The sequence below is a fragment of the Streptomyces sp. NPDC093568 genome, from assembly GCF_044764945.1.
In the GTDB taxonomy this organism is placed as follows: domain Bacteria; phylum Actinomycetota; class Actinomycetes; order Streptomycetales; family Streptomycetaceae; genus Streptomyces.
In genome coordinates this window covers 1-16,768 of sequence record NZ_JBIWJD010000025.1, presented here as the reverse complement: position 1 = coordinate 16,768, position 16,768 = coordinate 1, and the positions used below count along the sequence as shown (strand labels likewise).

General features: G+C 71.1%; 15 protein-coding genes. 8 read left to right on the top strand and 7 right to left on the bottom strand.

What is annotated here, in order from left to right:
• Position 1 precedes the first annotated feature (1 nt).
• Both ACIRD7_RS41515 and ACIRD7_RS41510 read left to right on the top strand, forming a co-directional pair.
• Positions 2–415: a DUF742 domain-containing protein gene (locus ACIRD7_RS41515; RefSeq protein WP_403461266.1), complete on the top strand. Its 414-nt coding sequence runs from the start codon at positions 2–4 to the stop codon at positions 413–415.
• A 42-nt stretch (positions 416–457) separates the two neighbouring features.
• Entirely contained in the window at positions 458–1,063 is a 606-nt protein-coding gene (locus ACIRD7_RS41510) for a GTP-binding protein (RefSeq protein ID WP_403461265.1), read from the top strand.
• 27 nt (positions 1,064–1,090) lie between these two features.
• On the opposite strand, the gene ACIRD7_RS41505 is transcribed toward ACIRD7_RS41510, so the two are convergent.
• Positions 1,091–1,519: a PPOX class F420-dependent oxidoreductase gene (locus ACIRD7_RS41505; protein WP_403461263.1), complete on the bottom strand. Its 429-nt coding sequence runs from the start codon at positions 1,517–1,519 to the stop codon at positions 1,091–1,093.
• 97 nt (positions 1,520–1,616) lie between these two features.
• Between ACIRD7_RS41505 and ACIRD7_RS41500 the strand changes: the two genes are divergently transcribed.
• Together ACIRD7_RS41500 and ACIRD7_RS41495 are read left to right on the top strand one after the other, a co-directional pair.
• Positions 1,617–2,030: a roadblock/LC7 domain-containing protein gene (locus ACIRD7_RS41500; RefSeq protein WP_403461261.1), complete on the top strand. Its 414-nt coding sequence runs from the start codon at positions 1,617–1,619 to the stop codon at positions 2,028–2,030.
• Positions 2,031–2,155: 125 nt separating this feature from the next.
• On the top strand, positions 2,156–3,067 hold the full coding sequence (locus ACIRD7_RS41495; protein ID WP_403461260.1) for a DUF6397 family protein: 912 nt from the start codon (positions 2,156–2,158) through the stop codon (positions 3,065–3,067).
• On the opposite strand, the gene ACIRD7_RS41490 is transcribed toward ACIRD7_RS41495, so the two are convergent.
• Positions 3,054–3,923 (bottom strand): acyl-CoA thioesterase, encoded by an 870-nt coding sequence (locus ACIRD7_RS41490; RefSeq protein ID WP_403461259.1) that lies wholly within the window; start codon positions 3,921–3,923, stop codon positions 3,054–3,056. The genes ACIRD7_RS41495 and ACIRD7_RS41490 overlap by 14 nt on opposite strands.
• Before the next feature lie 19 nt (positions 3,924–3,942).
• A complete protein-coding gene (locus ACIRD7_RS41485) occupies positions 3,943–6,456 on the bottom strand; it encodes a DEAD/DEAH box helicase (protein ID WP_403461258.1) in 2,514 nt (837 codons plus the stop codon).
• A 145-nt stretch (positions 6,457–6,601) separates the two neighbouring features.
• Here ACIRD7_RS41485 and ACIRD7_RS41480 point away from each other — a divergent pair, with 145 nt between their 5' ends.
• Positions 6,602–7,396, top strand: coding sequence for a metal-dependent hydrolase (locus tag ACIRD7_RS41480; RefSeq protein ID WP_403461257.1), 795 nt, complete (start codon positions 6,602–6,604; stop codon positions 7,394–7,396).
• Between the two features lie 155 nt (positions 7,397–7,551).
• Here ACIRD7_RS41480 and ACIRD7_RS41475 read toward each other — a convergent pair whose 3' ends face one another.
• From ACIRD7_RS41475 to ACIRD7_RS41460, 4 genes are all read right to left on the bottom strand, one after another.
• A complete protein-coding gene (locus ACIRD7_RS41475; protein WP_403461256.1) occupies positions 7,552–7,815 on the bottom strand; it encodes a type B 50S ribosomal protein L31 in 264 nt (87 codons plus the stop codon).
• A 57-nt stretch (positions 7,816–7,872) separates the two neighbouring features.
• A complete protein-coding gene (locus tag ACIRD7_RS41470) occupies positions 7,873–8,343 on the bottom strand; it encodes a DUF5709 domain-containing protein (RefSeq protein ID WP_403461255.1) in 471 nt (156 codons plus the stop codon).
• 465 nt (positions 8,344–8,808) lie between these two features.
• Positions 8,809–10,596 (bottom strand): ABC transporter ATP-binding protein, encoded by a 1,788-nt coding sequence (locus ACIRD7_RS41465; RefSeq protein WP_403461254.1) that lies wholly within the window; start codon positions 10,594–10,596, stop codon positions 8,809–8,811.
• Positions 10,593–12,440 (bottom strand): ABC transporter transmembrane domain-containing protein, encoded by a 1,848-nt coding sequence (locus ACIRD7_RS41460; RefSeq protein ID WP_403461253.1) that lies wholly within the window; start codon positions 12,438–12,440, stop codon positions 10,593–10,595. The genes ACIRD7_RS41465 and ACIRD7_RS41460 overlap by 4 nt, the downstream gene beginning before the upstream one ends.
• A 190-nt stretch (positions 12,441–12,630) precedes the next feature.
• Here ACIRD7_RS41460 and ACIRD7_RS41455 point away from each other — a divergent pair, with 190 nt between their 5' ends.
• The 3 genes from ACIRD7_RS41455 (at position 12,631) to ACIRD7_RS41445 (ending at position 16,651) form a co-directional block, all read left to right on the top strand.
• Entirely contained in the window at positions 12,631–13,386 is a 756-nt protein-coding gene (locus ACIRD7_RS41455) for a hypothetical protein (protein ID WP_403461251.1), read from the top strand.
• Between the two features lie 51 nt (positions 13,387–13,437).
• On the top strand, positions 13,438–15,057 hold the full coding sequence (locus ACIRD7_RS41450) for a peptide-N4-asparagine amidase (protein ID WP_403461250.1): 1,620 nt from the start codon (positions 13,438–13,440) through the stop codon (positions 15,055–15,057).
• A 175-nt stretch (positions 15,058–15,232) separates the two neighbouring features.
• Positions 15,233–16,651 (top strand): cation:dicarboxylate symporter family transporter, encoded by a 1,419-nt coding sequence (locus ACIRD7_RS41445; protein WP_403461249.1) that lies wholly within the window; start codon positions 15,233–15,235, stop codon positions 16,649–16,651.
• Positions 16,652–16,768 lie beyond the last annotated feature (117 nt).

The following is a 16,768-nucleotide window of genomic DNA, read 5'->3' as shown; positions in this document are numbered from 1 at the left end:
GATGACCGACGACATGACGGGCGCCCCGCGCGAGCAGGGCAGCCAGTGGTACGACGGCGAGGCCGGGCCTCTGGTCCGTCCGTACGCCATGACCGGCGGACGCACCAAACCCGGCCCCACCGGGGTGCGTTTCGATCTGATCGCCCTGGTCACGCTGTCCCCTTCCGCACCCGGCGCCGACGACGACCGCGCGCTCGGGCCGGAACACCGGGCATTGATCGAGCTGTGCCGACCGGAGACGCAGTCGGTCGCCGAACTCGCCGCCGGCGCGGACCTGCCCGTGGGGGTCGTCAGGGTGCTCCTCGGCGACCTCCTGGAACTCGGCCACGTCACCGTCAGCCGCCCGGTACCGCCCGCACAGCTCCCCGACGAACGCATCCTGCGCGAGGTGATCGAAGGGCTGCGGGCGCTGTAGATGAGATGTCAGAACAGGAAAGCGAACCGAGAGAAGTGATCGATGGTCCCCGAGCACTCCGACGCCTCCGACGGTGACACGACCGCCCTGGCGCTGAAGATACTTGTCGCCGGCGGATTCGGCGTGGGCAAGACCACCCTGGTGGGCGCGGTCAGCGAGATCAGGCCGCTGCGCACCGAGGAACTGCTCAGCCAGGCCGGTCAGTTGATCGACGACACGGACGGCGTGGACCGCAAAGTCACCACGACCGTCGCCATGGACTTCGGACGGATCACCATCCGGTCCGGTCTGTCCCTGTACCTTTTCGGCACGCCGGGGCAGGACCGCTTCTGGTTCCTGTGGGACGAGCTGTCACAAGGAGCCCTGGGAGCCGTGGTCCTCGCGGACACCCGGCGCCTGGAGGACTGCTTCCCGGCCGTGGACTACTTCGAGCACCGGCACATCCCGTTCGTCGTGGCCGTCAACTGCTTCTCGGGCGCCCGGACGTACGGCGCCCAGGACGTCTCACGCGCCCTCGACCTGGACCGGGGAACCCCGGTCGTGCTCTGTGACGCCCGGGACCGCGACTCGGGGAAGGAGGTGCTGATCCGGCTCGTCGAGTACGCCGGGCGGATGCACACCGCCCGGCTGCTCAACTCGGTGGGCTGACCTGCGCGATGGGCTGTCGGGCCGCCGTCAGTCGGCGACGTCGCGCTCGGCCAGCACCTTGTCGATCGTCACGCGCACGAGGAGTTCCCCCGGAACGCCGTTGCGGGCCGCGAACTCCTCCGCGCGATCCTCGCCCATGTACCGACCCCCGATCCGACCCGCCCAGTGCCTCAACTCGTCGAGATCCTCCGAGATCCGCGCCCGGCCCCTCAACACCACGAAGGAGTAGGGCGGCCGGTCGTCGTCCACGCACAGCGCCACCCGGCCGTCCCGGAGCAGACTGCGGCCCTTCACGCTCGACTTGCCGGTGTTGAACACGAGTTCGTCGCCGTCGAGCACGAACCAGATCGGCGTCACATGCGGGCTGCCGTCGGCGCGCACGATCGAGAGCTTGCCCGTGCGAGTGCCCCGCGAGACGAACGCCCGCCATTCCTCATCGGTCATCTTCTTCGCCATGCCCCCATCCTCCTTGCCCGCGGGCCGGATCGTCGGGAAGGGTGGCAAAAGAGATCCTCCGGTGCAGGGGGAGACATCTACACGGGGAGACCGCATCATGGCGCAGAACCAGGGGCTTGACTGGCTGCTGGACGACCTGACCGCGCGCGTCGATCATGTGCGACACGCGCTGGTGCTGTCCAACGACGGTCTGGTGACGGGCGCGAGCACGGGGCTGCGACGCGAGGACGCCGAGCACCTCGCCGCCGTCTCGTCCGGACTGCACAGCCTCGCGAAGGGCTCGGGACGGCACTTCGGCGCGGGCAGAGTCCGTCAGACGATGGTCGAGTTCGACGACGCCGTGCTCTTCGTCACCGCGGCGGGCACCGGCAGTTGTCTGTGCGTCCTCAGCGGCGCGGAAGCCGACATCGGCCAGATCGCCTACGAGATGACCCTGCTCGTCAACCGGGTCGGCGAACACCTCGACGTAGACGCCCGGCAGCCCGAACGGGCCCCGCTCACGGACCTCTGACCTGCTACTTCGGCATCCCCCGCGGAGTTATCCACAGGCTCGCCGGAAGATCCGGCGCCTCGGCTACGGTTTTGTCACGGCGCACGCACAGAGCGTGAGCCACTGACAGCACGGGGGAGACGACCATGCCGGGCGACACCATCACGAAGACGTACGGCCCTGCCTGCACGCTGAGTCGTGCGGCACGGGAACTGGGGCTGAAACGAGGGGAGCTGGACCTCGACGTCCACCTCGGCCTCATCCGTACGGTGCCCGACGAAGGGGGCGGCGGACGGCGCGTCCCACGGTCGGAGATCGACCGGGTGAGCTCGGGCGACGGCTTCCCCGACACGCTGCTGGACCGCGTGAAGGTCGTGGGGACGACGGAAGGCGCGACCGTCATGGACGTGCCCGCCGGGAGGTTCACGCGCCTCGCCCGCCTGGGCCTGGTGGTCCCGGCGACGTTCTACCTGAACCGCTACCGGGCCGTGGTCTGGCTGTATCTCGCAGAGGAGTTGAAGCGGTTCGCGGCGGACGAGAGGAACGCGTCACCGCTGAACGACCGCCGCATGCCCGAGGGGCTGCGCTGCATGCTGGACGCCGGCGTGGACCTGCGTCGCCGCAACTGGCGCGGACGGCATCTGGGCTTCCTGCTGCGCAAGGCCGACGACCCGTGGGAGCGGGCCGGCGCACTGGCCGCCTTCCTCGACCCCGTCCAGATCGCGGAGATCGTCCCGGACCCCTATGAGCGCTCCTACCTGAACCGCTTCCGGCCCGGGCCGCCGGCGTCCGGCGCACCGGGGTCGCCCTCCGCGCTCATCGCCGAGCGGATCATGACGGCCGACGACCCGGACGAAATCAGCCTGCTGTGCGCCGATCTGACGGCGGTTCTGGAGGAAGCCCGCCGGAAGCGGCCCGCGCCACGTCCCACGGCGCAACGCGCCCCGGCACCGGCCCACCCGCGACACCCCGGCTCGCCCCGGCCACTGGAGCCGGAGCCGCCGCGCGGTCTGTTCAGCCGGCTCCGGCGCAGAAGCCCGCGGGTCACAGCGCCCTGAACAGCCCCTCCTGGACGACGGACACCAGCAGGCGTCCCTCCAGGTCGTAGATCCGCCCACGGGCCAGGCCCCGGCCGCCCGTCGCGATCGGCGACTCCTGGTCGTACAGGAACCACTCGTCCGCGCGGAACGGCCGGTGGAACCACATGGCGTGGTCCAGCGACGCGATGTCGAAGCTGCGCGGGCCCCACAGGGGCTCGACCGGGATGCGGACGGCGTCCAGGAGGGTCATGTCGCTGGCGTAGGTCAGCGCGCACGTGTGCACGACCGGGTCGTCACCCAGCGGCCCGACCGCACGCATCCACACCGCGCTGCGCGGCTCGGCGTCCTTGACGTCCTCCTTGGTCCACCGCAGCCGGTCGACATAGCGGATGTCGAAGGGCTGACGCCGGGCCATCCGCTCCAACTGCTCCGGCAGCGCGCCCAGATGCTCCCGGATCTCGTCGGTGACCGTCGGCAGCGACTCGGGGTCCGGGACCTTGCGGGCCGGCGGCAACTGGTGCTCGAAGCTTGCCTGTTCGGGCTTGTGAAAGGAGGCGGTGAGATTGAAGATCGTGCGGCCCTGCTGCACGGCGGTGACCCGGCGGGTCGTGAACGACCTGCCGTCCCGCACCCGTTCGACCTGGTACACGATCGGCACGCCCGGCCGCCCCGGGCGCAGGAAGTACGCGTGCAGCGAGTGCACGGGGCGGTCGCCGTCCGTGGTGCGCGCGGCGGCGACCAGCGCCTGGCCGGCCACCTGCCCGCCGAAGACCCGCTGCAAGGACTCCTGCGGGCTTCGGCCGCGGAAGATGTTGACCTCGATCTGCTCCAGGTCGAGCAGGTCGACGAGCCTCTCGGCCGGGTTGGTCGTCATGAGTGGGAGTCTCCTGTGCTCAGAGCTGGCCTACGTCGGTGACGCGGACCACGGCTCGGCCCTCCGCGTCGGAGGCTGCGAGGTCGATCTCCGCGCTGATGCCCCAGTCGTGGTCGTCGTTCGGGTCGTCGAAGATCTGGCGGACCCGCCACAGCCGGTTCGCCGGCTCCTCCTCGATCACCAGGAGCCTCGGGCCGCGGGCGTCCGGCCCGGTGCCGAGGTCGTCGTACTCGTCCCAGTACTTGTCCATCGCCTCGCCCCAGGCGTCGGCGTCCCAGCCGGCCTCGGCGTCCATCTCGCCCAGCTCCTCGACCTGGTCGAGCGCGGCGAGCTCGACCCGGCGGAACATGGCGTTGCGGACGAGGACTCGGAAGGCACGCGCGTTGGCGGTGACCGGCTTGACCTCGTCGGCCTTCTCCTGGGCCTCCTCGGCGGTCATCTCCTCGGGGTTGGCGAGCTGTTCCCACTCGTCGAGCAGACTGGAGTCGACCTGGCGCACCATCTCGCCGAGCCATTCGATCAGGTCCTGGAGGTCCTCGGACTTGAGGTCGTCCGGGATGTTGTGGTCGAGAGCCTTGTAGGCACTGGCCAGGTAGCGCAGCACGATGCCCTCGGTGCGGGCCAGCTCGTAGAAGGACACCAGCTCCGTGAAGGACATCGCCCGTTCGTACATGTCCCGGATCACGGACTTCGGCGACAGCGGATGGTCGCCGACCCAGGGGTGGCTCTTGCGGTACGTGTTGTACGCGTGGAAGAGCAGCTCTTCCAGGGGCTTGGGGTAGGTGATGTCCTGGAGGCGCTCCATGCGCTCCTCGTACTCGACGCCGTCCGCCTTCATCGCGGCGACGGCCTCGCCCTTCGCCTTGTTCTGCTGGGCGACGAGGATCTGCCGCGGATCGTCGAGCGTGGACTCGACGACGGACACCATGTCGAGGGCGTAGGACGGCGACTCGGGGTCCAGCAGCTCGAACGCGGCCAGGGCGAAGGTGGACAGCGGCTGGTTGAGCGCGAAGTCCTGCTGGAGGTCGACCGTGAGGCGGACGATTCGGCCGGTGGCGTCCGGCTCGTCGAGCTTCTCGACGATGCCGCCGTCCAGCAGCGAGCGGTAGATGGCGATGGCGCGCCGGATGTGCCGCAGTTGCTGCTTGCGCGGCTCGTGGTTGTCCTCCAGCAGATGCCGCATCGCCTCGAAGGCGTTGCCCGGCCGGGCGATCACCGACAGCAGCATGGTGTGGGTCACGCGGAAACGGGAGGTCAGCGGCTCCGGTTCGGAGGCGATGAGTTTCTCGAAGGTGTTGTCGGTCCAGGCGACGAAGCCCTCGGGTGCCTTCTTGCGGACGACCTTGCGCCGCTTCTTCGGGTCGTCGCCGGCCTTCGCGAGCGCCTTCTCGTTCTCGATGACGTGCTCGGGCGCCTGGGCCACGACGAAGCCCGCCGTGTCGAAGCCGGCCCGCCCGGCGCGGCCGGCGATCTGGTGGAACTCACGGGCGCGCAGGGTGCGCACGCGGCTGCCGTCGTACTTGGTCAGGGCCGTGAACAGCACGGTGCGGATGGGGACGTTGACCCCCACGCCGAGCGTGTCGGTACCGCAGATGACCTTCAGCAGACCGGCCTGCGCGAGCTTCTCCACCAGGCGACGGTACTTCGGCAGCATCCCGGCGTGATGGACGCCGATGCCGTGCCGGACGTAACGGGAGAGGTTGCGGCCGAACTTGGTGGTGAAGCGGAAGTTCCCGATCAGCTCGGCGATTTGGTCCTTCTCCTCGCGCGAGCACATGTTGATGCTCATCAGCGCCTGCGCCCGCTCCACGGCCTGTGCCTGCGTGAAGTGCACGATGTAGACCGGGGCCTGCTTGGTGTCCAGCAGTTCGGTCAGGGTCTCGGTGAGCGGCGTGAGCTTGTACTCGTAGGACAGCGGCACCGGCCGGGTCGCCGAGCGGACCACCGACGTCGGGCGGCCGGTGCGCCGGGTGAGGTCCTTCTCGAACATCGAGACATCGCCGAGGGTGGCCGACATCAGGATGAACTGCGCCTGCGGCAGCTCCAGGATCGGGATCTGCCAGGCCCAGCCGCGGTCCCCCTCCGCGTAGAAGTGGAACTCGTCCATGACGACCTGGCCGACGTCCGCCTGCTTACCGTCGCGCAGCGCGATCGACGCCAGCACCTCGGCGGTGCAGCAGATGACGGGGGCGTCGGAGTTGACGGACGCGTCGCCGGTCAGCATGCCGACGTTCTCGGTGCCGAAGATCTTGCACAGCTCGAAGAACTTCTCCGAGACGAGCGCCTTGATCGGAGCGGTGTAGAAGGTGACCTCGTCCCGGGCCAGCGCGGCGAAGTGCGCGCCCGCGGCGATCATGCTCTTGCCGGAGCCGGTGGGCGTCGACACGATCACGTTCGCGCCGGACACCACCTCGATCAGCGCCTCCTCCTGGTGCGGGTAGAGGGTGAGCCCGCGCTCCCCGGCCCATGCCTCGAAGGCTTCGTAGAGGGCGTCGGGGTCGGCGGTCGGCGGCAGCTGATCGATGAGGGTCACCCGACCATCTTGCCTGCCCTTCTCCCTCATAGGGGAATCGGCTGCGAGCACGAAGATCGCGAACGCTACGCTGTGTCGCCGACAACACGTCAGCGACCCAGGTCAACTGGACAGCGGCACACGAGGAATGGGGCGGGCAGCGGCCATGATGGGACCAGCACACTCACTGTCGGGCGCCGCCGCCTGGCTCGGCGTCGGAGCGGCCGCCGCCGCGGCCGGGCACGGAATGCCCTGGCCCGTGCTGCTCTCCGGCGCGCTGATCTGCGCCGGTGCCGCACTCGCCCCGGACCTCGATCACAAGGCGGCCACGATCTCGCGGGCCTTCGGTCCGCTCTCGCGCTGGCTCTGCGAGATCGTCGACAAGCTGTCGTACGCCGTCTACAAGGCGACGAAGAAGCAGGGCGACCCGCGTCGCTCCGGTGGGCACCGCACGCTCACGCACACCTGGCTGTGGGCGGTCATGATCGGCGGGGGCGCCTCCGTACTGGCGATCACCGGCGGCCGCTGGGCGGTGCTGGCGATCCTGTTCGCGCACGTGGTGCTCGCGATCGAGGGTCTGCTGTGGCGCGCGACCCGGGGTTCCAGCGCCGACGTCCTGGTCTGGCTGCTGGCCGCGACCAGCTCCTGGATCCTCGCCGGTGTCCTCGACAAGCCGGGCAACGGCTCGGACTGGCTGTTCACGGCGCCCGGCCAGGAGTACCTGTGGCTCGGGCTGCCGATCGTGCTCGGCGCGCTGGTCCACGACATCGGGGACGCGCTGACGGTGTCCGGCTGCCCGATCCTGTGGCCGATCCCGGTGGGCCGCAAGCGCTGGTACCCGCTGGGTCCGCCCAAGGCGATGCGGTTCCGGGCGGGCAGCTGGGTCGAGCTCAAGGTCCTGATGCCGGCGTTCATGCTGCTCGGCGGGGTGGGCTGCGCGGCGGCGCTCAACGTGATCTGAGCGGGCGGGGGCGGGTCTGTCACCGGGCCGGCGACCGGCCTGAGGACCAAGCCGGCGACCGACCCGAGGACCAAGCCGGCGACCGGCCCGGGGGACCGAGCCGGCCCCGGCAAGGTGCTAGAGGTGCCCCGTCACGGGCCGGCCTGCGCCGCGGGTCAGCCGCCCTCTCCCGCTCCACCACCGCCGTAGCGCCGCTCGAACGCGGCGACGCGGCCCTCGGAGTCCACGGTCCGGGCCTTACCGGTGTAGAAGGGGTGGCTCTCGGAGGAGATCTCGACGTCCACGACCGGGTAGGTCTCGCCGTCGTCCCACTCGATGGTCTGGTCGCTGTTCGCGGTCGACCTGGTCAGGAAGGCGTAGCCTGCGGCGCGGTCGCGGAAGACGACCGGGTGGTAGTCGGGGTGCTTGTCCTGCTGCATGCGACCTCCTCGGGTGACGGCATCGGCAGGGCCGACGGCCTGGGTCCCCCACGGGCGTCAGCCGTACATGGCGTCCTCGTCGACGATGTGCATGGCGGCCTCCTCGGCGGACGCCGCCGCGCCGTCGATGCCCACGTCCGTCGCGACGAGCGCGCTCTCGTCGTCCTCGTGCGCGCCCTCGTCGGGTGCCACGAGGCGGCCGGAGCGCAGGGCGCCGACCTCGTTGTCCAGGAGTTCCCCGTCGGTGCCCTCGGCGTCACCGATGCCGTCGCCGTCCGGCGCGGGGAGGTCCGGCGTCTCCTCGGCGAGCCGCTCGTCGAGGCTCTCGCCCTGCCGGCGCTCGGCGGCCGTGACACCGGCGTGCTCCACCGCCCAGGGGCGCTCCGGAGGGGACCAGCCCCGGTCCAGGGGGTCGGCCACGCCGTCGTTCTCGAGGGTGTCCTCCCCGTCCAGCAGCCCCGTGTCCTCACGTTGATCGGATGCGTCGGGCTGGTAGACGTCGTCCCCCCATCCGTCGGCGCTGTTCACGGCTACCTCCAGGTGGTGCGGACGGGCCCGAACCCACCGCGGTCGGCGTCGGGCCGTCGCGGCGCGCGGCACAGGCCGCACCCGGCGCGAACCGCTGGGCTCCCGGGTGCTCCCCGAACCGGTGCCGCTTCCCAGCCTTCCACCCCTTTTCGCCCCGGCGCAACGGCACGGACGGAGGCGAGTACTCCGGACCCTTCGCGGGGGCTCCGTCGCCGTGGCGTGGAGCGGCGGCGGCCAGGACATCCGCGGGCCGCCGAGTGCCGCGGCACCGCCCCCGCTCGGCCAGGGGCGGTGCCGGTCAGGGGTGCGGGCCTGGGCCGACCGGGTTACGGCCTGGCGGGCGCAGGCTTGCCCGTCCCGGCAGGACGGTCTGCCGGCTCAGCCCTTGCAGGCTCAGCCCTCGCCGACCCCGACGCCGACCCGACCGTGAGCCCGACCCGGACCAACCCCGGCCCTTACCCCCTCTCACCCATGCCAGGACCGCCACAACGCCGCATACGCCCCGTCGGCCCTGACCAGTTCCTCGTGGCTGCCCAGCTCGCTGATCCGGCCGTTCTCGACGACGGCGATGACGTCCGCGTCGTGGGCGGTGTGGAGGCGGTGCGCGATGGCGACGACCGTGCGGCCATCGAGGACGCGGGCCAGGGAGCGCTCCAGGTGGCGGGCGGCCCGTGGGTCGAGGAGGGACGTCGCCTCGTCCAGGACCAGCGTGTGCGGGTCGGCCAGCACCAGGCGGGCCAGGGCGATCTGCTGGGCCTGGGCCGGAGTGAGCGCGAAGCCGCCCGAGCCGACCTCGGTGTCGAGGCCCTCGTCGAGCCCACCCGCCCACGCGTCCGCGTCGACCGCGCCCAACGCGGCCCACAGCTCGGCGTCGGTCGCGTCGGTGCGGGCGAGCAGCAGATTGTCCCGCAGGGAGCCGACGAACACGTGGTGCTCCTGGTTGACCAGGGCCACGTGGGAGCGGACCCGCTCGGCGGTCATCCGGGACAGTTCGGCGCCGCCGAGCGTGATCCGGCCGTCCCGGGGCGCGTAGATCCCGGCGAGCAGCCGGCCCAGGGTCGACTTGCCGGCGCCCGAGGGGCCGACGAGGGCCAGCCGGGTGCCGGGCGAGACCTCCAGGGAGACCTTGCGCAGCACGTCCACGCCCTCCAGGTAGCCGAAGTGCACCCGGTCGGCGTGCACGTCACGGCCCTCGGGAGCGAGCCCGGCGTCCCCGGCCTCGGGCTCGATGTCCCGGACGCCGACCAGCCGGGCCAGCGACACCTGGGCCACCTGGAGCTCGTCGTACCAGCGCAGGATCAGCCCCACCGGGTCGACCAGCATCTGCGCGATCAGGGCACCGGTGGTCAGCTGACCGACCCCGATCCAGCCCTGCAGGACGAACACCCCACCGATCATCAGGACGGAGGAGAGGACGGTCACATGGGTCACGTTGATGACCGGGAAGAGCACCGAACGCAGCCAGAGCGTGTAGCGCTCCCAGGCCGTCCACTGCTTGATCCGCAGGTCCGACATCTCGACCCGGCGCCCGCCCAGGCGGTGGGCCTCGACGGTGCGCCCGGCGTCCACGGTCTCGGCGAGCGAGGCCGCCACGGCGGCGTACCCGGCGGCCTCCGAGCGGTAGGCGGCCGGTGCCCGCCTGAAGTACCAGCGGCAGCCGGCCACCAGCAGCGGCACGGCGAGCAGCACGGCGGCGGCGAGCGGCGGCGCGGTGACGACGAGCCCGCCCAGCAGCAGGATCGCCCACACCACGCCGATCGCCAGCTGCGGTACCGCCTCGCGCATCGCGTTGGCCAGCCGGTCGATGTCGGTGGTGATCCGGGAGAGCAGGTCGCCGGTGCCGGCCCGCTCCAGGACACCGGGCGGCAGCCCGACCGACCGCACGAGGAAGTCCTCGCGCAGATCGGCCAGCATCCGCTCACCGAGCATGGCCCCGCGCAGCCGCACCTGGCGTACGAAGACGGCCTGGACGACGAGCGCGGCCACGAACAGGCCGACGGTGAGCTCCAGATGGAGTTCACGCTCGGCGGCCCCGTCCGACACCCGTTCCACGAGCGCGCCCAGCAGCCAGGGTCCCACCATCGAGGCCACCACTGCGACGGTGTTGACGGCGACGAGGAGCACGAAGGCACGGCGGTGCCGACGGAACAGCTCGACCACGTAGGTGCGTACGGTGGCGGGGGCGCCGACGGGCAGCGTGTTCGCCGTCGTCGGGGCCGCCGGGTCGTACTCCGGTGGCGCAACGCCGATCATGCCGACTCCTCGATCTCTTCCAGTTCCTTCAGTACGTCGTTCAAGTCGCCCCGCTCGCCCGGGGCCTGGCTCGGGGCCTTGTCGAGGCCCGCCCCGTTCAGGGCCGCCTCCTCGTCGGTCTCCCGTGTCACGACCGCCCGGTACCGCGGTTCGGCGTGCACCAGCTCGCGGTGCACGCCGACCGCCGCGACCTCGCCCTCGTGGACGAGCACCACCCGGTCGGCGCGGTCCAGGAGCAGGGGCGAGGAGGTGAAGACCACCGTCGTGCGCCCCGCCCGCAGATCCCGCACGCCCTGCGCGATCCGCGCCTCCGTGTGGGAGTCGACGGCCGAGGTCGGCTCGTCCAGGACGAGCACCTCCGGGTCCGTGATCAGCGACCGGGCCAGCGCGAGGCGCTGGCGCTGGCCGCCGGACAGGGACCGTCCTCGCTCGGTGATACGGGCGTCCATCGGGTCCTCGGCGTCGATCGAGCCCTGGACCAGCGCGGCCAGCACGTCCGCGCACTCCGCCGCGGCCAGCGCCTTTTCGGCGCCGACGTCACCCGACTTGGGCACGTCGAGCAGTTCGCGCAGCGTGCCGGACAGCAGCACCGGGTCCTTGTCCTGTACGAGGACGGCCGTGCGGGCGGAGTCGAGCGGCAGTTCGTCGAGCGGGACGCCGCCCAGGAGCACCGGGGTGCCTTCCTCCGAGGGGTGTCCGCCCAGCCGTTCGGCCAGCCGCCCCGCCGCGTCCGGGTCGCCGCACACCACGGCGGTGAGCCGTCCGGCGGGGGCGAGCAGTCCGGTGGCCGGGTCGTACAGATCCCCGGACGGCACCTCGGCGCCGTCGCGTGAGCCGTCCGTGTCCGTGGCCCGCTCCAGGGCCAGCACGCGCGCGGCGCGCCGCGCGGAGGGCCGGGAGAAGGAGTAGGCCATGGCGATCTCTTCGAAGTGCCGGAGCGGATAGGTGAGGATCATGACGGAGCTGTAGACGGCGACGAGTTCGCCGACGCTCACCCGGCCCTCGCGGGCCAGATGGACGCCGTACCAGACCACCGTGATCAGTAGCAGCCCCGGCAGGAGTACCTGGATCGCGGAGATCAGGGACCACATCCGGGCGCTGCGCACGGCCGCGTGGCGTACCTCCTGGGAGGCGCGGCGGTAGCGGTCGAGGAAGAGCTCCTCGCCGCCGATGCCGCGCAGGACGCGCAGGCCGGCGACGGTGTCGGAGGCCAGTTCGGTGGCGCGTCCGGCCTTCTCGCGCTGGAAGTCGGCCCGCCGGGTCGCGCGCGGCAGCAGCGGCAGCACGGCGAGGGCGAGCACGGGCAGGCCCACGGCGACGACCACACCAAGCGCGGGCTGGTAGACGACCAGGGCGACGCAGACCACCACGATGGTGACCGCCGCCGCGGTGAACCGGGACCAGGCCTCCACGAACCAGCCGATCTTCTCGACGTCACCGGTGGAGACGGACACGACCTCACCGGCTGCCACGCGCCGGGTAAGCGCCGAGCCCAGCTGCGCGGCCTTGCGGGCCAGCACCTGCTGGACGCGGGCGGCGGCGGTGATCCAGTTGGTCACGGCGGTGCGGTGCAGGAAGGTCTCGCCGATGGCGTTCCCGGCGCAGCACAGCACCAGCAGTCCGCCCGCGAGGGCGAGCCGCTCGCCGGAGCGGTCGACGACGGCCTGTACGGCGACGCCGACGCAGAACGGCAGCGCGGAGACGGACAGGAAGTGGAGCAGTCCCCAGGCCAGGGCCTTGAGCTGGCCGCCCAGCTGGTTCCTGAAGAGCCACCACAGGAATCGGGGACCTGAGCGCGCGTCCGGCACACCTGGGTCGGGATACGGAAGGTCTTGAATCTGCATGACGTCCCAGTGGCTCGTGTCAATGGGGGAAGGTAGGGAGAGTTGATCGGAAGCCGGTGCGTGGAGCGGGCAGCGCACGACGGCAGCAAACCGTGACAGGTTCGCGTCGCAGCGTGTCCGGACGCAAACGGTTTTCCATGACGCCGCACAGTTCCGGTCCCCGCCGGGTACGCGGTGCGAGCATGGAGCGATGCGCAACGGCGGAGCATGGCGGGCGACGATCGCGACAGCGGCCCTCGGATCCCTTCTGGCGGTCGCGACCCTCACCGCGTGCGGTGGCGGCAACGACGGCGGCGCGGAGGCCGGCAAGCCCGCACCCGGGCGCTCGTCCGCCACCCCTGACCCGACCCGGCTCCCGGGCATCGGCGACCGATGGCAACGCCGCATCCCCGCCGACTCCCGCCAGGTCGTGGCGGTCTACGGCGCCGGCAAGGACTCCCCGGACTCCACCGTCGTGCTCTACACGAGGCGGGGCTCTTCGGCGGCCACCTCCGCCTGGGACCGCGTCCGCGGTTGGCCCGGGCACAACGGCAAGAAGGGCTGGACCACCGACCACCACGAGGGCGACAAGCGCAGCCCCGTCGGCGTGTTCACGCTCAGCGACGCGGGCGGCGTGCGCGAGGACCCCGGCGCCCGGCTGCCGTACACGCGGTCGGCCGCCTTCGCCGCGCCGCGCTGGTGGTCGAAGGCCTACTGGCACGACTTCGACTACGTCATCGCCATCGACTACAACCGGGTCAAGGGCACCCCGCCCAACGACCCCACCCGTCCGGAGGGTGAGCACAAGGGCGGTGGCATCTGGTTGCACATGGACCACGGCAGCGGTACGTCGGCCTGTGTGAGCGTGGCCGAATCGGCCATGAGGTATCTGCTGCGCACGCTCGATCCGGATCGTCATCCCGTGGTGGTGATGGGGGACAGGGCCGACCTGTTGGGCTCGCACTGACGGAGAAGGCATCATTGCGACGGATGGCCGACTCCCCGTAGAACACCGCCCATGAAGAGACGGATCGTCATGTCCATGCTTGCGGGAGCGACCCTCCTGGCGAGCACCCTCCTCGGGGCGGGTCCAGCCCCGGCGGCTGAACCCACCGACGTCCCCGCCGAGTTCGGCACCGACTGGCACGACCCCATCACCGCCGCCCCGCCCGTCAGCAAGCCCGTCGGCAAGTCGTGCCAAGTCACCGTCGCCGAGGCGCAGTTCCGCGACTTCACCCCGTTCCGGGGCACCTACGCGCCGCCCGACGGCTGTGGTGAGCGCTGGAGCAAGGTCGTGCTGCGGATGGACGGCAAGGTCAAGGGCCGCCAGTACGACCGGCTGGGCCATCTGAGCATCGGCGGGGTCGAGGTCTTCCGTACGTCGACCCCGGAGCCGTCACCCGACGGCATCGCATGGTCCGTGGAGAAGGACGTCACGCGCTACAGCGACACCTTCCGCCGCACCCAGGACGTCGAGATGCTCATCGGCAACGTCGTCGACGCCACGTACACCGGGGTCATCGACGTCAAGGTCACGCTGACGTTCCACACGGGCCGCACCGGGGCCGGTCCCGGCGGATCCGCCGCCACCCCCGACCGCGTCCTCACCCTCCACGACGACACGCTCACCACCCCGCGCAACAGCGAGCGCATAGTCGCCGAGGTGTACGCCACCGGATCCGGCGGAGGCTGCGAGGAGTTCTGGTACCTGTCGGCACCCGACCCGGCGCCCTACTCCTGCAAGGCCGACGGGGGCCCGTACCGCGAGGTGCAGATCAAGGTAGACGGCCAACTCGCCGGAATAGCCGCCCCGTTCCCGCACGTGTGGACGGGCGGCTGGTCCAACCCCTTTCTCTGGTACGTCACTCCGGGGCCGCGCGCCTTCGACGTCAAGCCGATCGAATACGACCTGACGCCGTTCGCCGGCCTCCTCAACGACGGCCGGCCGCACCGCGTCGAGGTCTCCGTCCTCGGCGTCCCCGAGGGGCAGAGCGGGTGGAGCGCGCCCGTGAACGTCCTCGTCTGGCAGGACGCGAAGAAGGCCCACGTCACCGGGAGCCTCACCGAGCACAGGGCCGACGGCTTCACCAACTCCACGACGTACACGCCGGGTTCGGAGCACCGGGTGGACACGGAGGGCGGCCATCGGTTGACCGTCTCCGGATACGTCGACACCTCGCACGGGCGGGTCACGACCACCGTGCGCCGTTCGCTGGCGAACGACTCCGCGCACCGCTGGACCGACGGCGAGAACCTGGACGCCCTCGACGCCACCTGGCGGGACGACCAGTCGGTCACCGTCGACGGACGCGGACCCGCCCGCACTACCGAGACCCGGCGGACGTACACGATGGACGGCTCGATCACCATCGGGGCGGGCGACCGGCTGCGCACCGTGCTGACGCTCGGTGACCGTGCCGTGGTCGTCACGACGCGGGACGGACGGCGGACCGGATGGTCGTGGCTCGACGACACCGTCGATGGTGACGCCTCCTGGACGCTGAACGTGCCACGCGACCAGCGGCACGCGGTCGGCACGACGAGCGAGCGCTACCGGTCGTACGCCTCAAGCGGTTGCTACGACCGCTCCCTGACCAGCGTTCAGGGGGTGCTCACCGTGGATCGCCGGGGCTGCTGAGGCGAGTTGTGTGCGACGCGTCACGCGGGGCGTGATTTACACGGAAGCAACACGGCGGTCTTGTGCGGGACCAACATCACCCGCAGAGTGATCCGCACGGAATGCGCTTTCCGTATGGCAGAAGTCCCGGCCGTCCGTGGGGACTTCTGTGTGCCGCCGTCCCCAAGGAGTTCCCGTGCCGCCGTCCGTACCGTCCCTGCCGCGACGCGTCGCACGCTTGCTGCGTACCTCTCTCTTCGCGCAGGTCGCCTGCGCACTCGTGCTCGGAATCGTCGTCGGGAAGCTGTGGCCCGGATTCGCCGCGGACCTTCAGCCGCTCGGCGACGGTTTCATCCGGCTGATCAAGACGATCATCTCGCCGCTCGTCTTCTGCGTGGTCGTCGTCGGCATCGCCAAGGCCGGTGACCTCAAGGCGTTCGGGCGGATCGGGCTGAAGGCCCTGATCTGGTTCGAGGTCGCCAGCACCCTCGCGCTGCTCATCGGACTGCTCGCCGCCAACGTGGTGCAGCCCGGGGCCGGCATGAACGTCGATCCGTCCACGCTCGACGCCGCGGCGGTCGACGCGAAGACCGGCGGCGGCCACCTGCCCTCGACGACGGAGTTCGCGCTGGAGGCGCTCCCCACCTCCTTCATCGGCGCCTTCGCGGAGAACTCCCTGCTCCAAGTGCTGGTCCTGGCCTGCCTGGTGGGCGCCGCGCTGCTGCATCTGGGCCACACCAAGGTGCCGCAGGTGCTGCCGGCCGTCGAGCAGGCGCAGGAGGTCATCTTCGCGATCGTCGGCTTCGTCATGCGGCTGGCCCCGATCGCCGTGTTCGGTGCGATGGCCGTCCTGATCGGCAACTACGGACTGGGCGTCATCGAGACGTACGGCAAGCTGATCGTCCTGTGCTACGTGGCCGCCGCGCTGTTCATCGTGCTGCTCGCCGTCGCCCTGAAGGCGGTCACCGGGCTCAGCCTGTGGAAGTTCCTGCGCTACATCCGCGAGGAGATGCTCCTCGCGCTCGGCACCGCGTCCACCGAGTCGGTCCTGCCGCGCGTGATGCAGAAGCTGCGCAGGGCGGGCGCCCGCGACGACGCCGTGGGGCTGGTGCTGCCGACGGGCTACTCCTTCAACCTCGACGGTGCCTCGCTGTACCTGTCCATCGGCACGCTGTTCATCGCCCAGGCCGTCGGTGTCGACCTCAGCCTCGGCCAGCAGGTCACCGTGGTTCTGGTGCTCATGCTGACCAGCAAGGGAATGGCGGGCATCCCCGGCTCGGCGTTCCTCGCCCTGTCCGCGACCGCCTCCTCGCTGGGCGCCATCCCGGCCGGCGCCGTCGCCCTGCTCCTCGGCGTGGACCGCATCATGGACTCGATGCGCGTCGTCACCAACCTGCTCGGCAACTGCGTCGCCGTCTTCGCGGTCGCCCGCTGGGAGGGCGCGCTGGACCGGGAACGGGCGAAGAAGGTCCTGGACGGCGAGATCGAGGTCGTCCTGGAGGACGGGACGCCGGCGGAGCCGGTCAGCCGCGAGGCCGCTGCCTCCGTCCCTGTGCAGACGACGACAGTCAAGGAAAAGGAAAAGGAAACGGAAACGGCCGCCGAGACCGGCTGACGTCCAGCGAAAAGAAGGGCCGCGGCCACCCCTCCGGCAGTCCGGAGCGGTGGCCGCGGCGCGCTGCGTTCAGCACACACGGCCCGCGGCCCACCGCCGTCAGCACCCACGGCCCCC